This window comes from Rhodococcus sp. KB6, assembly GCF_001445685.1.
GTDB lineage: Bacteria > Actinomycetota > Actinomycetes > Mycobacteriales > Mycobacteriaceae > Rhodococcus_F > Rhodococcus_F qingshengii.
Genome location: NZ_LNAK01000112.1, coordinates 161885 through 181516, shown reverse-complemented (window position 1 = coordinate 181516; position 19632 = coordinate 161885). Strand labels below are relative to the sequence as shown.

Annotated in this window: 17 protein-coding genes and 1 pseudogene; 6 read left to right on the top strand and 12 right to left on the bottom strand. The window is 61.3% G+C overall.

Annotation, left to right across the window (positions count from 1 at the left end; genetic code table 11):
- Positions 1-4 precede the first annotated feature (4 nt).
- The 7 genes from ASU23_RS15965 to ASU23_RS15935 all read right to left on the bottom strand — a co-directional run bounded on the left by ASU23_RS15965 (position 5) and on the right by ASU23_RS15935 (position 7632).
- On the bottom strand, positions 5-691 hold the full coding sequence (locus tag ASU23_RS15965) for an HAD family hydrolase (RefSeq protein WP_003943463.1): 687 nt from the start codon (positions 689-691) through the stop codon (positions 5-7).
- A gap of 269 nt (positions 692-960) precedes the next feature.
- Positions 961-2412 carry a catalase gene (locus ASU23_RS15960; protein WP_003943483.1) on the bottom strand — a complete coding sequence of 484 codons (1452 nt, stop codon included), beginning with the start codon at positions 2410-2412 and terminating at the stop codon, positions 961-963.
- A 31-nt stretch (positions 2413-2443) separates the two neighbouring features.
- Positions 2444-2998 carry a Fur family transcriptional regulator gene (locus tag ASU23_RS15955; protein WP_003943517.1) on the bottom strand — a complete coding sequence of 185 codons (555 nt, stop codon included), beginning with the start codon at positions 2996-2998 and terminating at the stop codon, positions 2444-2446.
- Positions 2999-3283: 285 nt separating this feature from the next.
- Positions 3284-3931 carry a hypothetical protein gene (locus ASU23_RS15950; RefSeq protein WP_058038245.1) on the bottom strand — a complete coding sequence of 216 codons (648 nt, stop codon included), beginning with the start codon at positions 3929-3931 and terminating at the stop codon, positions 3284-3286.
- Complete coding sequence (locus tag ASU23_RS15945; protein WP_007732329.1) at positions 3915-5630, bottom strand: GMC oxidoreductase; 1716 nt, start codon at positions 5628-5630, stop codon at positions 3915-3917. The genes ASU23_RS15950 and ASU23_RS15945 overlap by 17 nt, the downstream gene beginning before the upstream one ends.
- Positions 5627-7111 (bottom strand): NAD(P)/FAD-dependent oxidoreductase, encoded by a 1485-nt coding sequence (locus tag ASU23_RS15940; RefSeq protein ID WP_058038244.1) that lies wholly within the window; start codon positions 7109-7111, stop codon positions 5627-5629. The genes ASU23_RS15945 and ASU23_RS15940 overlap by 4 nt, the downstream gene beginning before the upstream one ends.
- Positions 7108-7632 carry a TetR/AcrR family transcriptional regulator gene (locus ASU23_RS15935; RefSeq protein ID WP_202427151.1) on the bottom strand — a complete coding sequence of 175 codons (525 nt, stop codon included), beginning with the start codon at positions 7630-7632 and terminating at the stop codon, positions 7108-7110. The genes ASU23_RS15940 and ASU23_RS15935 overlap by 4 nt, the downstream gene beginning before the upstream one ends.
- Positions 7633-7815: 183 nt before the next feature.
- Here ASU23_RS15935 and ASU23_RS15930 point away from each other — a divergent pair, with 183 nt between their 5' ends.
- The 4 genes and pseudogenes from ASU23_RS15930 to ASU23_RS15915 all read left to right on the top strand — a co-directional run bounded on the left by ASU23_RS15930 (position 7816) and on the right by ASU23_RS15915 (position 11229).
- The gene (locus tag ASU23_RS15930) at positions 7816-8526 is read left to right on the top strand and encodes a LuxR C-terminal-related transcriptional regulator (RefSeq protein WP_058038243.1); all 711 of its coding nucleotides are present in this window, start codon (positions 7816-7818) and stop codon (positions 8524-8526) included.
- Between the two features lie 188 nt (positions 8527-8714).
- Positions 8715-8936: pseudogene (locus ASU23_RS15925) on the top strand (LuxR C-terminal-related transcriptional regulator); the annotation flags it as partial.
- Positions 8937-9067: 131 nt separating this feature from the next.
- On the top strand, positions 9068-10135 hold the full coding sequence (locus tag ASU23_RS15920) for a sensor histidine kinase (RefSeq protein WP_058038242.1): 1068 nt from the start codon (positions 9068-9070) through the stop codon (positions 10133-10135).
- Entirely contained in the window at positions 10132-11229 is a 1098-nt protein-coding gene (locus ASU23_RS15915; RefSeq protein ID WP_058038241.1) for a hypothetical protein, read from the top strand. The genes ASU23_RS15920 and ASU23_RS15915 overlap by 4 nt, the downstream gene beginning before the upstream one ends.
- Before the next feature lie 359 nt (positions 11230-11588).
- Here ASU23_RS15915 and ASU23_RS15910 read toward each other — a convergent pair whose 3' ends face one another.
- Genes ASU23_RS15910 through ASU23_RS15895 form a run of 4 tightly spaced genes read right to left on the bottom strand, consistent with a single transcriptional unit; the run spans position 11589 to position 16415 of the window.
- Entirely contained in the window at positions 11589-12500 is a 912-nt protein-coding gene (locus tag ASU23_RS15910) for a hydroxymethylglutaryl-CoA lyase (protein WP_003943493.1), read from the bottom strand.
- 1 nt (position 12501) lies between these two features.
- On the bottom strand, positions 12502-13716 hold the full coding sequence (locus ASU23_RS15905; RefSeq protein ID WP_007732303.1) for a CaiB/BaiF CoA-transferase family protein: 1215 nt from the start codon (positions 13714-13716) through the stop codon (positions 12502-12504).
- A 36-nt stretch (positions 13717-13752) separates the two neighbouring features.
- On the bottom strand, positions 13753-15519 hold the full coding sequence (locus ASU23_RS15900) for a multicopper oxidase family protein (RefSeq protein ID WP_058038240.1): 1767 nt from the start codon (positions 15517-15519) through the stop codon (positions 13753-13755).
- 56 nt (positions 15520-15575) lie between these two features.
- Positions 15576-16415: an alpha/beta fold hydrolase gene (locus tag ASU23_RS15895; protein ID WP_058038239.1), complete on the bottom strand. Its 840-nt coding sequence runs from the start codon at positions 16413-16415 to the stop codon at positions 15576-15578.
- Between the two features lie 65 nt (positions 16416-16480).
- Here ASU23_RS15895 and ASU23_RS15890 point away from each other — a divergent pair, with 65 nt between their 5' ends.
- Both ASU23_RS15890 and ASU23_RS15885 read left to right on the top strand, forming a co-directional pair.
- Positions 16481-17257, top strand: coding sequence for a TetR/AcrR family transcriptional regulator (locus ASU23_RS15890; RefSeq protein WP_058038238.1), 777 nt, complete (start codon positions 16481-16483; stop codon positions 17255-17257).
- A 49-nt stretch (positions 17258-17306) separates the two neighbouring features.
- Positions 17307-18611 carry an HNH endonuclease signature motif containing protein gene (locus ASU23_RS15885; RefSeq protein WP_058038237.1) on the top strand — a complete coding sequence of 435 codons (1305 nt, stop codon included), beginning with the start codon at positions 17307-17309 and terminating at the stop codon, positions 18609-18611.
- Positions 18612-18699: 88 nt separating this feature from the next.
- Here the strand turns inward: ASU23_RS15885 and ASU23_RS15880 are convergent, their stop codons facing one another.
- Positions 18700-19632: an oxygenase MpaB family protein gene (locus ASU23_RS15880; protein ID WP_081557256.1), complete on the bottom strand. Its 933-nt coding sequence runs from the start codon at positions 19630-19632 to the stop codon at positions 18700-18702.

The following is a 19632-nucleotide window of genomic DNA, read 5'->3' as shown; positions in this document are numbered from 1 at the left end:
CTGATCAACTCCCGGTATCTAGGCCTGAAACGAGTTCGGAAATCACACTGCCGTCGAGGTGGTCGAGAAGGTCGCGGGCGTCGTCGTACACGGCAGCCGCACCCGCACCTTCGAGTTCGTCGGTCGACATGCCGCCGCTGCGCACTCCCACAGCCACAACGCCCGCCCATGTCGCCGCCTTCATGTCCCAGACGGCATCCCCGACCATGACCGCATTGCCCGCGTCGACACCTGCCTTCGCGAGCGCGACCTCGATCAGGTCCGGATCAGGTTTGGCCTCGTCGACGGATTCCGAAGAGGTGGCGGCGTAGATCATTTCGTCGATGTCGAGCGTCCGGCGTAGCAACTTCAGTTCGTCGTCCGGCGCCGAGGTAGCGAGCACCACATGCAGTCCGAGCGAGTGAACTCGGCGGATCAACTCGCGCGCTCCCGGCAGTACTCGGAGACGGTCGGCCGACTGCCGGTAGTACGTGGTGTGAAGTTCTTTGGCTCGCGGTCCGCACCCGTCGATGTCTTCGCCGAGCAAGGACTCCAGTAGTTGGTCTCCGTCCATGCCGATGCTGCGGTGTACCCGCCACGCGTCGACCGGGCGACCTACCTCGAAGAAAGCTCGCGACCACGCTTCTACGTGCAGATAGTTGGAATCGACGAGCGTTCCGTCGATGTCGAAGAGAACCGCACCTATTGCCATGGGAATTGACTGCCCAACACCTCGGTTCGCGAAACTTGTGCCCCGAGCATTCTCAGCTCGAGAAGCGGATCATGGAGAGTGCGAACAGCAGAAGTGCACGTCGAACAGGGGTGTCGTCATGGAGTCAGTCGTTGTATTCCTTCTCGCATGCTTCGTCTATTGGTTTGCGCTTCTGTAGTTGGGTAGACGGAAACGGACCGCTGCCGGGAAGTGATTTCCCTTGCAGCGGTCCGCATTCGGTAGACCTAGGCGATGCTCATGTCAGCGGGTCACTGACCTGCGCGTACACCTTCTTCGACGCGCTTGCCCAAATCTGCGTCGACGTTCTTCCAGTACTCGAAGACACGCAACAGAACTTCCTCACTGACGCCGGCAAGGGCGTGGCCGACAATGTTGCTCACCAGGCGCTCACGAGCTGCGTCGTCGAGAACTTCACGGACCAGCGTTCCGGCCTGCGTGAAGTCGCCGTCCTCGGCGTGCTCGATGTATCCGGCGCGCACTGCCTTGCCGTCGAACGCCCACAGTCCTTCGTCACCGGCAACCGACGGATCGGCATGCGGTCCGCCGTACGAGTTCGGTGCGTACACCGGCGTCGACGGGGAATTGAAGCTGTAACGCATGGCGCCCTCCTTGGAGTAGGAGTTCACCTCGTTCTTCGGGGCATTGACCGGCAGGTCGGCGTAGTTGGTGCCGATGCGGTAACGATGTGCGTCGGCGTAGGAGAAGACGCGGCCGAGAAGCATCTTGTCCGGGCTGAATCCGATGCCGGGCACCACGTTCGACGGCTCGAACGAAGCCTGCTCGATCTGCGCGAAGAAGTTCTCCGGATTGCGGTTCAGCGTCCACTTGCCGACCTCGATCAGTGGGTAGTCCTTCTGGGACCAGACCTTGGTGAGGTCGAACGGGTTGAAGCGGTAGCCTTCGGCCTCGTCGACCGGCATGATCTGAACCTTGAGTGTCCAGCTCGGGAAATTACCGGCCTCGATGGCGTTGTACAGATCCGCGCGGTGGTAGTCGGGATCGCTACCGGCGAGGCTGTCTGCTTCGGCCTGCGTCAGGAACTCGATGCCCTGATCGGTCTTGAAGTGGTACTTCACCCAGAAGCGTTCACCCGCAGCGTTGACCCACTGGTAGGTGTGCGATCCGAAGCCGTCCATGTTGCGCCAGGTCTTCGGGATACCGCGGTCACCCATCAGCCAGGTCACCTGGTGAGCGGTCTCGGGACGCAGAGTCCAGAAGTCCCACTGCATGTCGTGGTCACGAAGACCGGAGCCGGGCAGTCGCTTCTGCGAACGAATGAAGTCGGGGAACTTGATGGCGTCCTTGATGAAGAACACCGGGGTGTTGTTGCCGACGAGGTCGTAGTTTCCCTCTTCGGTGTAGAACTTCATCGCGAAACCGCGCGGATCGCGCCAGGTGTCCGGGCTGCCCTGCTCACCGGCGACGGTGGAGAAGCGGACGAGTGACTCGGTCTTCTTACCCGGCTGCAGGAACGCGGCCTTGGTGTACTTGCTGACGTCGTGTGTGATGACGAGTTCACCGAAAGCGCCGCCGCCCTTGGCGTGGACGATGCGCTCCGGGACACGCTCGCGGTTGAACTGCGCGAGCTTCTCGATCAGGTAGTGGTCGTGAAGGAGCACCGGCCCCTGAATACCCGCGGTCAGCGATTCGTCATCACTTGCGACCGCGATACCGAAATTGTTGGTGGTGGGCTTGGTCATGGCGAAGCCTCCTAGCGTTGTGGGCTGGGCGTCAGAGGAGCGGGGCTGCATCCGAGTCGAACGCATGGGCTGCATGCGAGGTGGCTGACTCGGAGGTTCTGGACGCATCAATTCGATTCTGCGAGACCGCGTCCGACTCGGTGTCGGATTCGGCAGAATTCTTCAGGCAATCTTCGCAACGGCCCCAGAACACGACCTCGGCTTCGTCGATTTCGAAGCCGTGATTATCGGAAGGTTCGAGGCAGGGAGCTTGGCCGACAACACAATCGACGTCGACGACCTTGCCGCAGCCGCGACAGACGAGGTGATGGTGGTTGTCACCAGTCCTCGTCTCGAACCGTGCGGGCGAACCCGCCGGCTCGATGCGTCGCAGCAATCCTGCGTTCACGCATGCCTTCAGCACGTCGTAAACGGCCTGTGTGGATACCGATCCGAGCTGCTGCCGCACGAGTGCTGCAACAGAATCGGCGTCTGAATGCGGTTGGGCTGTAACCGCATCCAGCACGGCGAGGCGCGGAGCAGTGACCCTCAACCCGACGGCGCGCAATTGCGCTCGGGGGTCGAAGTCATGCTCTCCGTCTCGCATGTTTCCCAGTATGCCGCTTTTCTGGAATTAGTCAAGAAAAGGATTGCCTAAGTTGAATCGAGACCGGTGTCACATATCAAGGACGGGAACAAATCCGGGGAGACCGCCGTTGAACACCCTGTCGGCGTCCGAACAAGCCCCGGGCCCCACCCCTTTTGTCGCTGCGAGCGACCACCCGCCGAGAGGCGCCTGTGGGACGTCGACACCTGACTTTCACACCACACGACCAAGGCCGCCCGGTCACTGACGGGCGGCCTTGGTCGCTTTTCGCAGGTCAAACCCCCGTTACCGACGCCTGGCCGCTCCCGTAGTCATTTTTCCGCCCAGAATCACGACGCCGTGATGGGTGCCCGCAGCCAACCAGTCCGGCAGGGTCTGCCCCTCTGCCTCGACGCTCACGCGCGCGTATCGGAACGATCCCGTCAGCCTTGCCGACGCGATCGCCAGACCTCCACCGGACTCCGGCTGCGCAAATCCCAACGCCCCGGCAATCGGCAGACGCGGCCCGAGCATCCGCGTATCCGAACGCACCCGCCATCCGTCGCCGGTCGCAGTAAATTTCTGCTGCACGTCTCCGTCGAACTCGGCCAGAACCTTGGGTAGTTGCCAGTGGACTCGCCCACCGTGCACCGACGGTTCCGAATCCACCGCGATGAAAGGGACCGCCATCCGCGGCATAGGCCCGATCCGTTTCCCTGGCGCATGCAAGACCGGACTGGCGAGGATCTCGCGATACGGGCCGACCGGCGAAGCGAGGTAGTCCACCATCATGGCCACCGTCATCGGAATCGTTCGACCATCCGGGCCGAGCTCGCGTGCCGCCGACGTACTGCGGTGCCACCACAGTGTCGCGCGAACGCGAGCCGGCCACGGCGGCGGATCACTCACCGGCCAGTCGACGCGGTCACTTGTCGATTCAGGCACGCTCCACATCGGACACCTTCTCAGCTCGAATGGTCAGGGGAAGCCGCAAAGCGCCTGGTGCATGCGTCGGCACCACCGGATCGGACGGCAAAGTCGGATCGATACGTACGTATGGCTCGCCGGTCTTCGGGCGGGCGTCCGCGCCACCCTTGTTCGGCCACATCGCGCACGCTCGTTCCGCCTGCGCAGTGATGGTCAGGGAAGGATTCACTCCGAGATTTGCGCTCACCACCGAACCGTCCATGACGTGCAGTCCCTCGTGACCGTATGCACGCAGATACGGATCGACGACGCCACTCGACGCGCTGTCACCGATCGCGCAGCCACCCAGAAAGTGTGCCGTCATCGGGATGTTCACGATCTCGGCGATGGAACCACCCGGGTCGCCGTCGATCTTCTCGGCGACCTTGCGAATGGCTGTATGACCCTGCGGAATCCACTGAGGAGGTGGATCGCCCGGTCCCGGTCTACTGGTGAGGGAGCGCCCGAATCGTTTGGTGTTCTTGGAAAGTTCGAGGGAGTTGTCGTCGGTCTGCATCACCAGCGCGATGACGGTTCGCTCGGACCAGTTCCGTACCGACAACGATCGCAAGAACGCTCCTGGGTGCCGGGCCGCGACTGCCAGAGTCTTCAGCACCCGGGGAGTTCGCCCACCGCCGTCACTCAGGACGGTCTGCAGAAGTCCTATTGCATTGCTGCCCTTGCCGTATCGCACCGGCTCGATGTGCGTGTGATCATCCGGGTGAAAGGACGACGTGATGGCTACGCCCTGCGTGAAGTTCCGTCGACGCGACTTCGACGTTGCGGCCAGTACGGCTTCGGAATTGGTACGTACGACGGTGCCGAGAGTGTCCGACAGGCCCGGCAGGGCACCGGATTCCTTCATACCGAGCAGCAGTCTCGCCGTTCCGTACGTTCCGGCGGCAACCACCACCTGATCGGCGGTGAACCGAACTTCTCGCCGGCGGACGCCGTCCGTTCGCCTCGCGAGCAGGCGGTAACCACCGCTTGCCGCCGGCCGAAGGTCGGTGACGGTCGTGAGCGGATGAACCCTGGCGCCCGCTTGCTCGGCGAGATGGAGGTAGTTCTTGACCAGCGTGTTCTTCGCACCGACTCGGCACCCGGTCATACATCCCCCGCATTCCGTGCAACCTGTGCGTTCGGGTCCTTTTCCGCCGAAGAACGGGTCCGGCACGGAAACTCCTGCCTCCCCGAAGAAAACCCCGACGGGGGTGGACGTGAAGGTCTCCCCCACGCCCATCTCTTCGGCTACGTCCTTCATCACCGCATCGGCAGGAGTGAAGGACGGATTGGTGCGAACACCCAACATCCGTTTGGCCTGGTCGTAGTACGGCGCCAGTTCGTCGTGCCAGTCAGTGATATGCGCCCACTGACGGTCTTCGAAGAACCGATTGGGTGGCTGATACAACGTGTTGGCGTAGTTCAACGACCCACCTCCGACGCCGGCCCCCGCCATCACGAGCACATCCGGAAGAAGATGGATGCGCTGAACCCCATAACATCCGATCCACGGCGCCCACAGGTACTTTCGAAGTCTCCAACTGGTTTCAGGCAACTCGTCGTCGGCAAACCGTCGACCGGCTTCGAGCACCCCGACGCGGTAGCCCTTCTCCGTCAGGCGAAGAGCGGCGACACTGCCACCGAATCCCGAACCGATAACCACCACGTCGTAGTGCGTCGCGGTCATGCCTCGACGCTTTCGATCTTGCGAGCGGAGTAGTTCTCCCGATCGAAATGCTCCAGCAGCGAACGGAATTTGAAAGTGAACGTCGGCCACTGCACCGAGTTGCGCCCCTCCGGATCGATGTACCAACTCGAGCATCCGCCCTTGTTCCACACCGTGTGCTGCAACTCGTGCTGAATTCCCTTGTTGTAGTGCACCTGCACCGTCTCGTTCACGTCGAGGGCATCGATCCGCTCTCGCTTCATGGTGTTCACGGCGTCGTTGACGTACTCGGCCTGGGACTCGAGCATGTACACGATCGAACTGTGTCCGAGGTTGGTGTTCGGACCGTACATGAGGAACAGATTCGGGAACCCGCTGACCGCAGTACCCTTGTACGCGTTGGGACTACCGTTCCAATGTGCGGCCAGCGTCTCGCCACGTTTTCCGGTGATCAGATGCGCAACAGGCGGTTCCGTCGGCGTGAACCCCGTGGCGAAGATGATGGTGTCGACCTTGTGCTCGACGCCGCTTCCGTCGACCACTCCGTTTTCGGTGACCGAGACGAGCCCACTGTCGACCAGACTCACGTCCGCGCGGTCAAGGGTGCGCAACCAGTCGTTGGACAGAAGCATGCGCTTGCAACCGATCGTGAAATCGGGAGTCAGTTTCCGGCGCAACTCCGGATCTTTCACCTGTCTGCGCAGATGAAGGCGCGCGGCCGCCTCGAAGGCAGGCAGCACCCACGTCGCGTGCGACATCGCGGCACCGAGTAGCTCGCGGAAGCCGTAAACCCACCCTCGAATCACCTTCTGTGTAACGGGAATCCGCGAGTACACGGCCTTCTGTGCAGCAGGCAGGGTGCGATCCATCCGAGGGATCACCCAAGCCGGAGTTCGCTGGAACACGGTGACATGGGCAGCAGGGTCGGCAATTTCGGGAACGAACTGAACCGCCGACGCTCCCGTTCCGATCACGGCTACGCGCTCACCACGCAGTTCGTGTTCGTGGTTCCACGTCGCCGAATGGAAAGTGGTCCCGGAGAATTGGTCGAGACCGGGAAAACCCGGAATCTTGGGCGTCGACAACGCTCCGGTCGCGGCGACCAGAGCTTTGGCCGTCAACGACCCTCGAGATGTCCGAATACGCCACAGCGCCGCATCCTCATCCCACACAGCAGCTTCGAGTTCGCAGTTCAGGACTACGCGTTCCACGATGCCGGTGTCTGCGGCCACCTTCTTCAGATAGTTGTAGATCTCGGGTTGACGAGCAAAGGTATGACTCCAATCGGCGCTCGGCGCAAAAGAATACGAGTACAACGCCGTCGGCACGTCACAGGCACAGCCTGGATAGGTGTTGTCGCGCCAAGTGCCGCCGATGTCAGCTCCACGCTCGATCAACACGACGTCTGCAGCGCGATTGTCGCGAAGCATTCTGGCCGCCAAGCCCATACCGGCAAATCCGGCACCGACGATCAGCGTTTCGACATGTTCGGGAAGCTTCACTTCTTCTCCACTCGGGATTGCCAGGCCGGCAACAGTCGCGCTCTGAGCGCGTCGTCGGCTTCGGATGTACGAAACAGGGCTGAGACGGCAAGCCCACGAACGAGTTCGATGGTGAGTTCGACCGACTCGGAATCGAACCGATCACCGAACAACTCGGCGCTGCCGAACTCGAGCGCCTCACTCACCTTGCGTTCGAGGGGCACCGTCGCCGCATGCAGAACGGGATCGGTCCGCGCCGCGACCCACAATTCGAGGGCGGCATAGAACAGCGGCCCGGAGAACGCGTCCGACAGGACCTCGAGGCCTCGACCACGATCCACTTCAGCGGTGAGGATTTCTTCCAGCCGCTTGTCGACCAGATACTCGACGGCCGCGACGACCAGCGATTCCTTGGTCGGAAAATGATGCAGTTGCGTACCCCGCGAGACGCCTGCGCGGCGGGCGATCTCTTGCGTGCTGGTCCGTGCGTAGCCCAGCTCGACCAACGATTCGACGGCGGCGTCGAGGAGGCGCCCACGCATCGCCGCTGTACGTTCGGCCTGGGTACGGCTTACTTTCGCATCGGAAGTGGTCTCGGTCACAAGACAACTGTAGAGCCGAAACGTAAAACAGTCCAGGCTGACTTCAAATCTTGACACGTAACATACCGGTCAGTCAGCTCTGCCTGATAACGTCCTCGCATCGAGCGGAGGGAAACAATCGCTATGCCAGAGCAAACAGCATTTCCACACCGCCGTGTCGGGTTGGTGAAAGACCACGAGTCGGTAGCAATCGGCGTGTCTGTGATGCTCGAGGACGAGCCGGACCTCGAATTGGTGTGCATCGCGACCACTGTGTCCGAGATGCTCGCTCAGAACGTCGCCTTGGATCTGGCAATCCTCGACCTCCGACTGGCCGACGGGTCATCGCCCAAGAGCAATGTCGAGCAACTGCGGTCCGCCGGGCTCGAGACATTGATCTTCACCGGGGCGGAAAACCCGTACCTCGTTCGCTCGGCCGCCCGTGCCGGCGTGCTGGGTGTTGTACGCAAGTCCGAACCGACTGCCGTCGTGGTTGATGCGATACGCGCCGCCGCGTCGGGAAGGCAGGTGGTGACGACAGAGTGGGCTGCCGCAATCGACGGGGATCCAGGTCTCGACGAAGTGGGTCTGAGCCCTCGACAACTCGAGGTCCTCGAACTTTACGCATCCGGAGAGAAGGCGGATCGAGTTGCGCGACTCACCGGTTTGGCGCCGCAGACGGTTAACGACTACCTCCAGCGCATCAGGCAGAAATATGCGGCTGTCGGACGACCCGCACCGACAAAAACGGATTTGTACAAACGCGCGGTCGAAGACGGGGTATTACCAATTCCTGAACGGCCTACTTCCGGAAAAAAGCTGACTTTGACTAACAATGAGGTTCGGCAACAATAACTCTCACAGCGCTGCCCCTGAAAATATGGGCAGAGGAATTGATGTCTGGGAAAAATTTCCCTCTTCGAATTACATTCATCTGACAAGAAGACGGCACTGTCGGGGGTCTGTCATTCCGCTACAGAGAAGTAAGGACGAAACTCATGACAGTCACTGTGGAAAACTGCATGGCACAGGATCCCGTCGGACCGCACCTTTCGGAGCGCGAAATCGAGGTTCTCAGGGAATGGCTACTGAGTGATTCGAAGTCACGCGTTGCTCAAAACCTCTACATCAGCGTGGGAACGGTGGGGACCCACCTGTCGCGGATTCGCGAGAAGTATGCCGACGTTGGAAGGAACGCACCGACGAAATGCGAATTACTCGTGCGAGCGATACAAGATCAGATAGTGACGATCGACGAACTCTGATCGACAGAGTTGCTTTCGACAAAACAGCCAGTGCTACTGACGAAATTCTGAGGCTCTTCGGCCGCTTCATCGGCGCCGGCTATGTCTGCTATTTGATATTGCTTGCCCCTGCGATTGCAGAAGCCACCACGATGTCTGCGTCGTGGTGGACTCCACTGGCGGTGGTCACGACTTTCGGTAGTGGGCTGGCGCTGGGAGCATCGACGTTCCACGCCGACACCCGATGGGTGAAACGAACTGCGAGCGCAAATGCGGTTCTCTACGTCGTGGTCATCCTCCTGTGGTGGCCGGCGTGGAATGGTGACCACGTCACAGATTTCACCTTGTGGATTTCCAATTTCCCCGGCGTCGCCAGCCTTGCTGCCGCTGCAGCTTGGCGACCGGCCGCTGCCGTCGTGCACCTTTTCGTAGTGGCAACACTCGCACAGTTGACCAATCACATAATCCGGACGAGTCCCACGACGCACCTGTTGGTTCCCGACCTCGCCTTCGCCTGGACATTTTGCGCGGTTTTCGTAGCAGCGGCCGTCATGGCCTTGCGAACCGGACGAGTACTGGATGCGACCATCGCCACCACTCATGCCGCTGCCGCCGGCGCCGCCGCGGCCGAGGCCAAATCCGTCGAACGCGAGAGATTCGACGCACTCATCCACGACACCGTGATGTCGACTCTGCTCGCTGCTTCGAGAAACGATGCCGATCCCTCGGTCGTCGCTCAGGCGCGAACGACGGTGGCAAGACTCGACGAACTGCGCTCCGGAACCGACCACGAGACGAGTTTCGACTTCGACGGAATCCTCGCTCAGTTGCGTTCAGCCGCTTCGGAAGTGGACGAAAACATCACGTTCGAGACCGCCCTCTCCGACGGGTCTGATCCGAGCGGATACGCACCCGACTCGATTCGTGCGATGGCCGGTGCGATGGCCGAGGCACTGCGCAACAGCGTCAAACACGCAGGAAGCAGTGCACGGCGTTCGGTCACGGTCACGGCAACCGCCACCCACCTCGAAGTAGTCGTCACCGACGACGGCGTCGGCTTCGATCCGAGCTCCGTCGAGACGCATCGCCTCGGAATCACTGTCAGCATCCGCGGCAGAATGCGTCAACTCGACGGCGGATCGGCAACCATTCGATCGTCACCCGGCCGCGGCACTTCGGTGACTCTGACGTTGAGCTTGCCCGTAGCGGTGATGACATGACCAGACCGGACGGACGAGATGTCCGCGATCTTCTCGGCATGCACAGCCGTGCTGCTCGATTCATGGCTGCATGCTTCGCGCTCACCTGCGTGATCTCGGTCGCCTACACGTCGTCCGACGTCCGCGCAGTCTGGCCGATGATCTTGGCAATTATCGTGTGCTCGACTGCGGCTTTCACACTCGTTCTGAGCAGAGGCGACCCGATGCCGCTGGGGCAGAGCGTTCTGGTGTCTCTGACCGGCGCCGTCACGAGCGGCCTGGTGTTGTCAGTGGTTCCAGTCCCCGTCAACGACATGACTCAACTCTGGATGTTCGGGATGTCGACGGCAGTCTTCACCTTCATGTGCGTTCGTGGGCGTACAGCACTCGCGTGGCTCGGGCTTGGACTCATGGTGTTGGTGACCGCCATCTGGTCCTCCACCACCGGCCAGGGGGCCATGTACGGAGTGTCGTTGACGGTCATCAACGCGGGCCCTGTTCTGATGTCGACCTTCTTCGCATACACCATCCGTCCTCAAGCCAGGGTTATCTACGAACTTCGTGAGCAGTCCACCCAACGAATTGCCTCTGCATCCGCCAGTGCTGCGATTCTCGAGGAACGCGACGCTCAACTCGACAGGCTCGATGTCCTTGCACGCCCGCTCCTCGAACGGGTCGCTTCCGGGGTTCCACTGACAACCACCGAGCGGCAAGAATGCGAACTCCTCGAGGCGCAACTCCGAGATTCACTGAGGGCGACAGGCTTACAACAGACAGATGTCATCGATGCTGTGCGTGCCGCTCGAAACCGCGGCGTCGAAGTAGTCCTGCTCGACGACCACGGAATGGATGGCGCGAACGCCGACGTGCGCGACCGAATCCACTCGAGCATCGTCCGGGAACTCACCGCGATCACGCGAGGAAAAGTGACCATACGGATCCTTCCACCTCGGCGTACCGCTATGGCCACGATGCTGGTCGATACTGAAGACGTTCGACGAATCGAGTTCGATCACAACGGAATGCAGCTGCTACGGCAGGGGGGCCGGGGAGAGCTCGGCACCTCGTCCATGTCCGTCGATCCGACTACAGACAGCGCCGTCGAACCCGAATAGCTTTCGAGGAGAGTGAGATTCACCGGGTCGATCACCAGGAGAAATGAATGATCTTCGAACTGCGTCCAGCGCATGTCGCACGTGCCCTCGCCGCACTGTGTGCCCTTCCGATTCTGTGGACCTTCGCAGTAGAGGGAATCACCAGGACAACGGAATACGACTACAGCACAGGCGAAGTGTCCTCGTCGAGCGACCTGGGCTCTCAGATCGGAAGCGTCTCGATCTGGATCGTCCTCGCGATCGCATTTGCCGCCGGTGCCTGGTATCTGGAGAAGCAGCGCATCGGTTGGCCGCCGGCGGCGCACGAGCAGCTGGTCAGACTGCAGCTGGTATCACCCAACCGAGAAGAGTATAGGTCCCTACCGCTTCCGATCGCCGGCGCGGAGAAGATTACTGGGAACCGTATGGCCCACTATCTCCTCTGCAACGGCAGCGGCACGAATGCTCGCATCCAAGTCGATACCTGTCGCGATGCCCATGTCTTCGAGCATGTAGACCAGTTCCTCCGTCGCGATGTTGCCACTGGCACCGGGAGCGAACGGACAACCACCGAGACCTCCGGTGGACGCGTCCAGGTTTCGAACACCGTGCTGCACAGCCGCAAACGCGCAAGCAAGACCAGCGCCACGCGTGTTGTGGAAGTGCGCACCCAAGCCGAAGTCACCTACTCTTTCGCCCACAGCGTCGATCAATCGTCCGACACGCCCCGGCGTGGCAGTGCCGATGGTATCTGCGATCGAGAATTGATCAGCACCGAACTCCTTGGCCTGCTCCGCAATCCGCAGAACACGATCCGGGTCGGTTGGACCGTCGAACGGACAGTCCCAGGCTGTGGCCACGATGACCTCCACCCGTCCTCCGGCGTCGTGGACGATCCGGACGACCTCTCCGATACGTTCGGTCGCTTGCTCCGTCGTCGACCGAGTGTTGGCCTCGCTGTGGCCATTCGATGCCGACACAACATATTCGACGGTTTTCATTCCTGCGGCGACGGCCCGTTTCGCTCCACCGATTCCGGCGACCAATGCCGAGAACTCGATGCCGGGCCACTGGTGCAGTTCTGCTGCCAACAATTCCGCGTCGGCCAACGCCGGCACAGCGCGCGGTGAGACGAACGACGTCGCCTCGATACGCGAAACACCCGTCGCAGCCAGAGCGTCGACAAGACGAAGTTTCTCGGCCAGCGACACCGGGTCTTCGATCTGCAACCCGTCCCGTGGTCCGACTTCACGAATACTGACTGCTGGAATACCCACGCCAGGTACCGACATGTCAGATCACGCCCTTCATCTTCAGTTCTGCCTGCTCGTCGTCCGAGAGTCCGAGGAGCCCGCCCCACACCGAGGAGTTGTCGTGACCCGGCGCCGACGCTCCCGCGTTGCGCACGGATCCGGGTGTCTCACTGAAGGTAGGCACGACGCCCAGGCCGAGGACGTTTTCACCGATCCGCTCGTCGTAGTGGTCGACGAGCATCCCCCGCTCGATCAGCTGCGGATCCTTGACGACATCTTCAACCGTATTGATCGGCCCGGCAACAACTCCCACTTCGGTGAGGCGTTCCACCAGGCTGGTGGGATCTTGGAGCGCGACCCAGGCACTGATCAGTTCGTCGAGCTCGTCCTGATGTTTGCCACGCGCAACATGATTGGAGAAGCGGTCGTCATGCGCTAGTTCCGGTCGCCCCATGATGGTGCACAGACGCACGAAGAGCGTGTCCTGATTGGCTGCTATCACCACCCAGTTTCCTTCAGAGGTCTGATAGATGTTGGACGGCGCAATACCCTCCAATCTCGTTCCCGAGGGCTGCCGGATGATCCCGCCCCGATCGTAATCCGGGATCGTGGATTCCTGCACCGCCAGACAGGATTCCGTGAGGGCAACGTCGACCACCTGACCACGGCCGGTCCGCTCTCGTGAGAGCAACGCCGCCAGCACTCCCTGAACGGCGAACATCCCGCCGAGAGAATCTCCGAGCGAAAGGGCAATACGCGGAGGCGCCTGCCCTGGATAACCGTTCAGATGCCGAAATCCGCTGACCGCTTCGGCAACCGAGGCGTAGCCGGCGCTCTTGGCTTGCGGTCCGCTCTGCCCGTAACCGGATACCCTGGCCAACACCAACTTCGGATTGCGCGCACTGAGAACGTCGAATCCCAGGCCCCACTTCTCGAGGGTGCCCGGCCGGAAGTTCTCGACCACCACATCGGCATGTTCGATCAGATTCAGAAACAGGTCTCGTCCCGCGTCGACGCGAAGGTCCAACGTCACACACCGCTTGTTGCGGGCGTGAACTGTCCAGAAGAATCGATGACCGTCCTGCTCGGCCTGACCCCAGGTACGAAGCGGGTCCGGGCGGTCCGGCGATTCGATCTTGATCACGTCGGCGCCCATGTCGCCGAGCAGTTTCCCGGCGAAGGGCCCGGCGATCAAGGTTCCGAGTTCAATCACCCGATATCCGTCCAGGGGCCCGGTGGGCGCACCTTCCGACACAGCTGCCTCCTCTGGGAACTTTTCTCCCCTTGAAGGCTACGTCACCACCCGATATCGCAACATCATGTCGTGGTCTTCGTGATCGAGCATGTGGCAGTGCCAGACGTACCCCTGCAGGTCCCCCATACCGGCTTCTCCGTGTGCCGAGTGGTCTGCCATGGAACCTCTCGCGAAAGTTGCATCCGGATCGAAGCCCAACTCGTCGGCCGTCGGAAAGCGCACGATCACGCGGGTGATCGAGTTGGCATCCACGATGACAGTGTCCTTCTCCCCCGTTTCCCACACTTCGGGAGGCCGCAGCGAAGAGGTCACGAATTCCTCTGCCGACGGCGTCCACCGGACCCCCAAGTCAGGCACCGGATACCGCTGCATCAGTGCTGCAGTGTCGAGGCTTTGGCGTCCCACAACGCGGAACGCCACCAGGTGCAGATGAATCGGATGTGGTTCCGTGGTGATGTTGATCAGATTCCATTGCTCGATGGTTCCCTGACGCGGCAGTTCGATATCCGAATCAGTGAACCGCAAATTGTTGAGCGACATAGTGATCGACGGGTAATCCGAGGGACGCGACAGCTGCATGATCGTGAGATTTCGCACCACATCCGGGGACGCCGGTTCGGCAGCAACGGAATTCAGCTGCTGCGGGATCGAGCCGGTGAATCCCTTTGCGCTGCCCACGTCGAACCGACAGAAGACCGGCATCACCTGCGTGCCGCGTTGCGCCACCGCAAGGGGTACCGGTTCGTCGTTGCGCAATTCCACCGTCGTGCCCGGCTCGAGCATACTGAAGTCGACAAGCAGATCAGCGCGTTCACCCGGACTCAGCCGGACGTGATCCGTCGGCGCAGGAGCGGCCAAAAATCCTCCTTCGGAACCGATCACCCAGAACCGCATACGATTTGCGAAGTGCAGATTCCACACCGAATAGGTTGCGGCATTGAGCAGTCGCAATCGGTACAGTCCGCGAGCCACCTCCACTTTCGGCCATACGACGCCGTTCACTACACCCACGTCACCGGGAGTCGCCGGATCCCAGGAACCCTGCGGAGTGAGCCACGTGGAACGGACACTCTGTTGACCGTCGGAGGTGAAGACCTTGTCCTGCAGAATCATCGGAAGCTCGAATTCGCCGGACGGCAAGCCGAGAGAATTCCCGGTGGTGCCTGTATCTGCGTCGTCACGGAGAAAATACATCCCGACCAGCCCGGCGTAGACGTTGAGGCGCGTCATTCCCATGGCGTGATCGTGATACCAAAGATTGCCGGCTGCACGACCATTCGTGTACTCGTGAACCAAACCTTCGCCCGGACGCTGGATCAGCTCCGGATGCCCGTCGAACTGCGGTGCAGTAACTCCCCCGTGCAGGTGAAGCGAGGTGGGGACCTGTGTGCGGTCGAGGTTGCTGACGCCGTGCAGACCCGGATCGACATCCGCGGCAAGCGGATACGCAGAAATGTCGTTGGCATATCGGACTGTGACGAGCTGATCGACGTGAGCTTCGATGGTGGGGCCGAGATAATCCATTCCGCCGTAACCCAGCGACGGCGACGACGGTAGGTCCGGATGGAAACGGTGCATCGACGAAGCCGCGCGAAGCTCCAGGTTGCCACCCGAAATGCCCGGCAGGACAGGAAGGGTCTCCCGAAACGGTTCCAGCCGGGGTGACGGAAGTTGGAACGGGCGCAGTGGATCGACATCAGGTGGTCGAGCCGTCGCTGATCCAGCGGACAACGCGCTCAGACCGGCCAGCAGGCCAAGCCCTTGAACAAACGATCGGCGACGGATCTTGTGTGACTCGTCCACTCACGGCCCCCTCACGCTGACGGCATCCGGAGCGGGTTACCCGTGTGCCCGCACGGTCAAACACCGACCACCTTCTCCAACCAGGGTTTGAGAATGGGTAGAACATGAGTCGGTTGCATTGCCTGCGTGTGATCCAGACCGTCGAGTACCTCGATATCCCACCCTGCCGACCGAACGGCGTCGAGGTCGAGATCGGCCGGCGCGACCCGTACCCCACCCCATCGGTCACCGTATTCGATGACGTCTCGCGAACCGACGAAACACATTCGCGGACAAAGGATGCGCCCTTGAATCGTTCGATCGTCGAATTCACCAAGTGCGCGGTACAGCGTCACGAACTGCCGGGTCTGCGCTCCGGTCAACGCAATGTCGATGGAGTTCCAATCGAATTCGTCTGATGATGCTGTGGGCTGTGATGTGCGCTGGGGCGGTTCACTCGCCATGCGGTGTGTAGCTTCGGTAACCTGGAGCATCGCCTTGTACGGCCCATCCACCGGCGGGAAACCACCCATGACCAGTGCGGTCAGACGATCGGTGCGCAGCGCCAACTGCAATCCGCACAGTGCCAGCCAGGAGTATCCGTAGTAGGCGAACTGGTCGATCCCAGCCGAATTCGCCACAGCCAGAATGTCGGACGCGATGTTGTCGGGAGTGAGCGTGTCCGGAGCGGGCGACGCCATCCGGTGCCCTTCGTAGTCGAAGGCAACCACAGTGAAGTTCGACGCCAACCCTTCCATGAATGTTCGACCGAGCGAGGGGTCAACGCCCCAGGCACGAAGTTCGTCCGCCTTGATGCCGGTAGCCGAAATCGGATTCACGGGTATCAGCACGGCGGGGCCATGTCCGAGAACCTCGACCTCGATAGTTGTCCCGTCGTGAAGTCTTGCCTCAACCATGCCCACTCCCAAATCTTTACACTGTAAAGTAATTAAGAATAGCGCGACTCCACGAAAGCGACAGGATGAACAAACAGGCAGGCCGACGCGATATCGCACGCACGATTTCACTTCTGTGGCGTCAACCCGAGGCGCCTTCCGGCCGCCGAGGACCGAAGCCCGCGCTGTCCACTGACACAGTCGTTGACGCCGCGATCGAAGTCGCCGACGCCAACCCCACGACACCGTTGTCGATGCGCATGATCGGCGACCACCTCGGCCGCACTGCGATGTCGTTGTACACCTACATACCGGGAAAGGACGAACTGCTGGACCTGATGTACGACCGGGTGCATGCCGAGCTACCGCCGATCGCAGACACCGGCGACTGGCGCATGGCACTCTCCGACTGGGCCGCCGCACTCTTCGCCCTAAATACACGCCATCCGTGGACATTGGATGTCTCGTTGGCGCGCCCCGTCCTAGGTCCGCACGAGCAGGCAGGACTCGAATCACTCCTGTCCATTCTCTACTCCACAAGTCTCGATGCTCCGACCATCCGCAGATCGGTGAGCATGCTTTTCCATTTCATCCGGGGGTCCGCGCGGACCTTAGCTGAGATCCGGAGCGCCTCGACCATCGGAGATTCCGAATCTCATTGGTGGGCAGAGTCTTCTGCTGCACTGGCCGATGCTGCACCGGATTTCGCGGACGACTTCCCCCACACGATGCAGTTGGGTCGGGAGGCCCCACCGGTACCGGGCGGCGACTTCTATCTCGAACGAGAAACCGAAGAGTCATTTACTCAGGGCCTACAGATCCTCCTTGACGGTATCGAATCGAGGATTCGAAAACACTCTTGACTCGAACGCATGTTCGAGTATGATTTGGGGAGGGGATCGGGGGGGTTCAATGAGTGTCTTGTTGTCGGACGTGGTGTCTGGTTCTGCGGTGGGGTTACGCGGACGGTTGTGGCAGTTGACTGCTGCCGAGTTGCGCGCTGCTGCGGTGTCGGCGAGTGCGGAGATTCTGCGCCTGGAAGCCGTTCGTGTGACGGTGGTGGACGAGTTGTCGTTGCGCCCGGATGATCAGGTGATTGCCAGCCGCGGTGTGGGGTCCTGGTTGGCGGCCAACACGATGCTGCAGGTTCGGGACGGGAAGAAGATCGCCGCGTTGGGTGCGGCTTTGCGGCCGTTTCCGGCGGTGGCGGCTCGGTTCGATGGCGGGGATTGCTCCTTCGATCATGCCGTGTTGATCGTGGCGTTCTGTGAATCACCACCGAAGGGGATGCCGGAGGAGGCGCTCCCGAAGTGCATCGATTTGTTGCTCGCTGCTGCGTCGGGTGTGGAGGCGACGACGACGAAGGTGCGGAACGTGATCGCGACCTTGGAGCGGTTGTTCGAATCCGATGAGATCCCGCCCGCCGAAGATGTCGACCGGAACGAGTTGCGGATCGCCTCGACATTGAACGGTCGGGTGGTGGTGCGCGGCGATTTCGACGCCCTCACCGGCGAAATGCTGCTCTCCGCGTTGTCGAATCTGACGATGCCCACCCCGGCACCGGACGGAACCCCCGACGCCCGGTCGGCAGCGAAGCGGACCGCGGACGGGTTCACCGAACTGATCCGCCGGTACCTCGACTGCGCCAAAACCGGCAAAGACGGTGGCCAACGTCCGCACGTGAACGTGCACATCAATGCCCATGATCTCGCTGAGCATCGAGACTGCGCCGCCACACCCTCCACTGCTGATGGTGAAGAGTCTCTGTCGGATCTTGATGTCGGGCACATGCCCTGGCTCGGGCCACTCTCGGTGTCGCAGACCAGGCTTCTCGGGTGTGATTGTTTCCTGTCGACCGTTCTGCTCGACGATCACGGCGCGCCCTTGGATGCGCAACCAGGGAAGAGGTTGGTCACCGCCGAACAACGCGTCGCCCTCATCGCCCGAGACAAAGGCTGCGCCTTCCCGGGCTGCACATGCGTGCCCGCCTGGACGGATGCGCACCATATCCGGCACTGGGCAAACGGTGGCCCGACGGTGATGAACAACCTGGTCCTGCTGTGCCGTTCACATCACCGGCTGATGCACCGCAAATCCGGGTTCGTCGGGAAATGGGAAATCCGAATAGGAGTCGACAACAAACCCTGGTTCATCCCGCCGCCCTCGATCGACCCCGGGCAGCAACCGCGCCCAGCGAACACCACATTCAAAACCTGAGAACGAACCTCAGGCACAACAGAACACGGCCGAGCACCGCATCGAAGGGATCCCCCCGATGCGGTGCCAACAGGCCGTGGCGAACCCGTCAGACGGCCTGCGCAACCTTGGCGGCTCGCGGGAATCGCTCCCGAATCTCCGCTGGCGTGACAACTCTCGGGTCCAGGGGTTGCTCGTCACGCAGGTGGCGCTCCAACACCTTGCCCGTCATCGGCGCAATGACTTTCAGAGCAGTGGTCATGTTCTTCGGTGAACTACCCAACCGGACTGCCGTTCGCACCGCGGGCGCAATTGCTCTGTCCAACAACGCTGGCTGATCGAACCCACCCATCGTTCGCATCCAGCCGGGCAAAGTCGCGATAGTGGCCGGCGCGACCAATCGGCTGAATGTCGCGAACTTCGTCTTCCCCTGCGCTCTCGGTGTTCTCAACAAGTAGTGCATCGCCCGGTTGGCACGCTCGGAGGTACACAATCTGGGCCTGACTTCAGCGAAGTACTCACGTACCTCGTCTCGGGAGCGTGGAACGTCGGAGGTCTTGCATGTCTGTAGTTCGGCAGCGATCACGCATTCTTCCCAGTACCGCTGCTCTTCGACAGCTGAAAGCGGGCCCGGCCCATACATCTCGTAGCACTTGAGCACCGAATGCCAACCCGTCACGTGGATCCAGAGTTGTGACGCCGGATTGTTTGCGCTGTAACGAGTTCCGGTGATCGGTTCAACGCCCGTAGCCTGAGCATGAACTGTCATGAGGTGGTCGGACAGCGCCAGTGCTGTCCGCCCGTCGGCAGTGGCGACGGTCAGGAAGTACGCCAAGGTTCGGTCGAGTCGCCCGGCCGGATCGCTGTAAATCCCGCTCATGTCTGCCACTGCGGCAGCCAAGAAGGGGTCGAAGTGCTCGAGCACCACCGACCGCTGGAACCCGATCAGCGCTGTCGGCGCGGCCCAGATCTTCCAACTGGGTGATCCTGGGCCGAAGAAGCCGTAATCCTCACGCGGTCGATTCATCGTCAGTTCAGACAT

Excerpts from the sequence above, each read along its gene's own strand:
- ASU23_RS15965 (WP_003943463.1), bottom strand. The coding sequence starts at position 691 with ATGGCAATAGGTGCGGTTCTCTTCGACATCGACGGAACGCTCGTCGAT.
- ASU23_RS15960 (WP_003943483.1), bottom strand. The coding sequence starts at position 2,412 with ATGACCAAGCCCACCACCAACAATTTCGGTATCGCGGTCGCAAGTGAT.
- ASU23_RS15955 (WP_003943517.1), bottom strand. The coding sequence starts at position 2,998 with ATGCGAGACGGAGAGCATGACTTCGACCCCCGAGCGCAATTGCGCGCC.
- ASU23_RS15950 (WP_058038245.1), bottom strand. The coding sequence starts at position 3,931 with ATGTGGAGCGTGCCTGAATCGACAAGTGACCGCGTCGACTGGCCGGTG.
- ASU23_RS15945 (WP_007732329.1), bottom strand. The coding sequence starts at position 5,630 with ATGACCGCGACGCACTACGACGTGGTGGTTATCGGTTCGGGATTCGGT.
- ASU23_RS15935 (WP_202427151.1), bottom strand. The coding sequence starts at position 7,632 with ATGCGTGGGCGCCTCCTCGACGCCGCCGTCGAATCGTTGGTCGAGCTG.
- ASU23_RS15930 (WP_058038243.1), top strand. The coding sequence starts at position 7,816 with ATGCCAGAGCAAACAGCATTTCCACACCGCCGTGTCGGGTTGGTGAAA.
- ASU23_RS15920 (WP_058038242.1), top strand. The coding sequence starts at position 9,068 with ATGTCTGCGTCGTGGTGGACTCCACTGGCGGTGGTCACGACTTTCGGT.
- ASU23_RS15915 (WP_058038241.1), top strand. The coding sequence starts at position 10,132 with ATGACCAGACCGGACGGACGAGATGTCCGCGATCTTCTCGGCATGCAC.
- ASU23_RS15910 (WP_003943493.1), bottom strand. The coding sequence starts at position 12,500 with ATGTCGGTACCTGGCGTGGGTATTCCAGCAGTCAGTATTCGTGAAGTC.
- ASU23_RS15895 (WP_058038239.1), bottom strand. The coding sequence starts at position 16,415 with ATGGTTGAGGCAAGACTTCACGACGGGACAACTATCGAGGTCGAGGTT.
- ASU23_RS15890 (WP_058038238.1), top strand. The coding sequence starts at position 16,481 with ATGAACAAACAGGCAGGCCGACGCGATATCGCACGCACGATTTCACTT.
- ASU23_RS15885 (WP_058038237.1), top strand. The coding sequence starts at position 17,307 with ATGAGTGTCTTGTTGTCGGACGTGGTGTCTGGTTCTGCGGTGGGGTTA.
- ASU23_RS15880 (WP_081557256.1), bottom strand. The coding sequence starts at position 19,632 with ATGTCTGAACTGACGATGAATCGACCGCGTGAGGATTACGGCTTCTTC.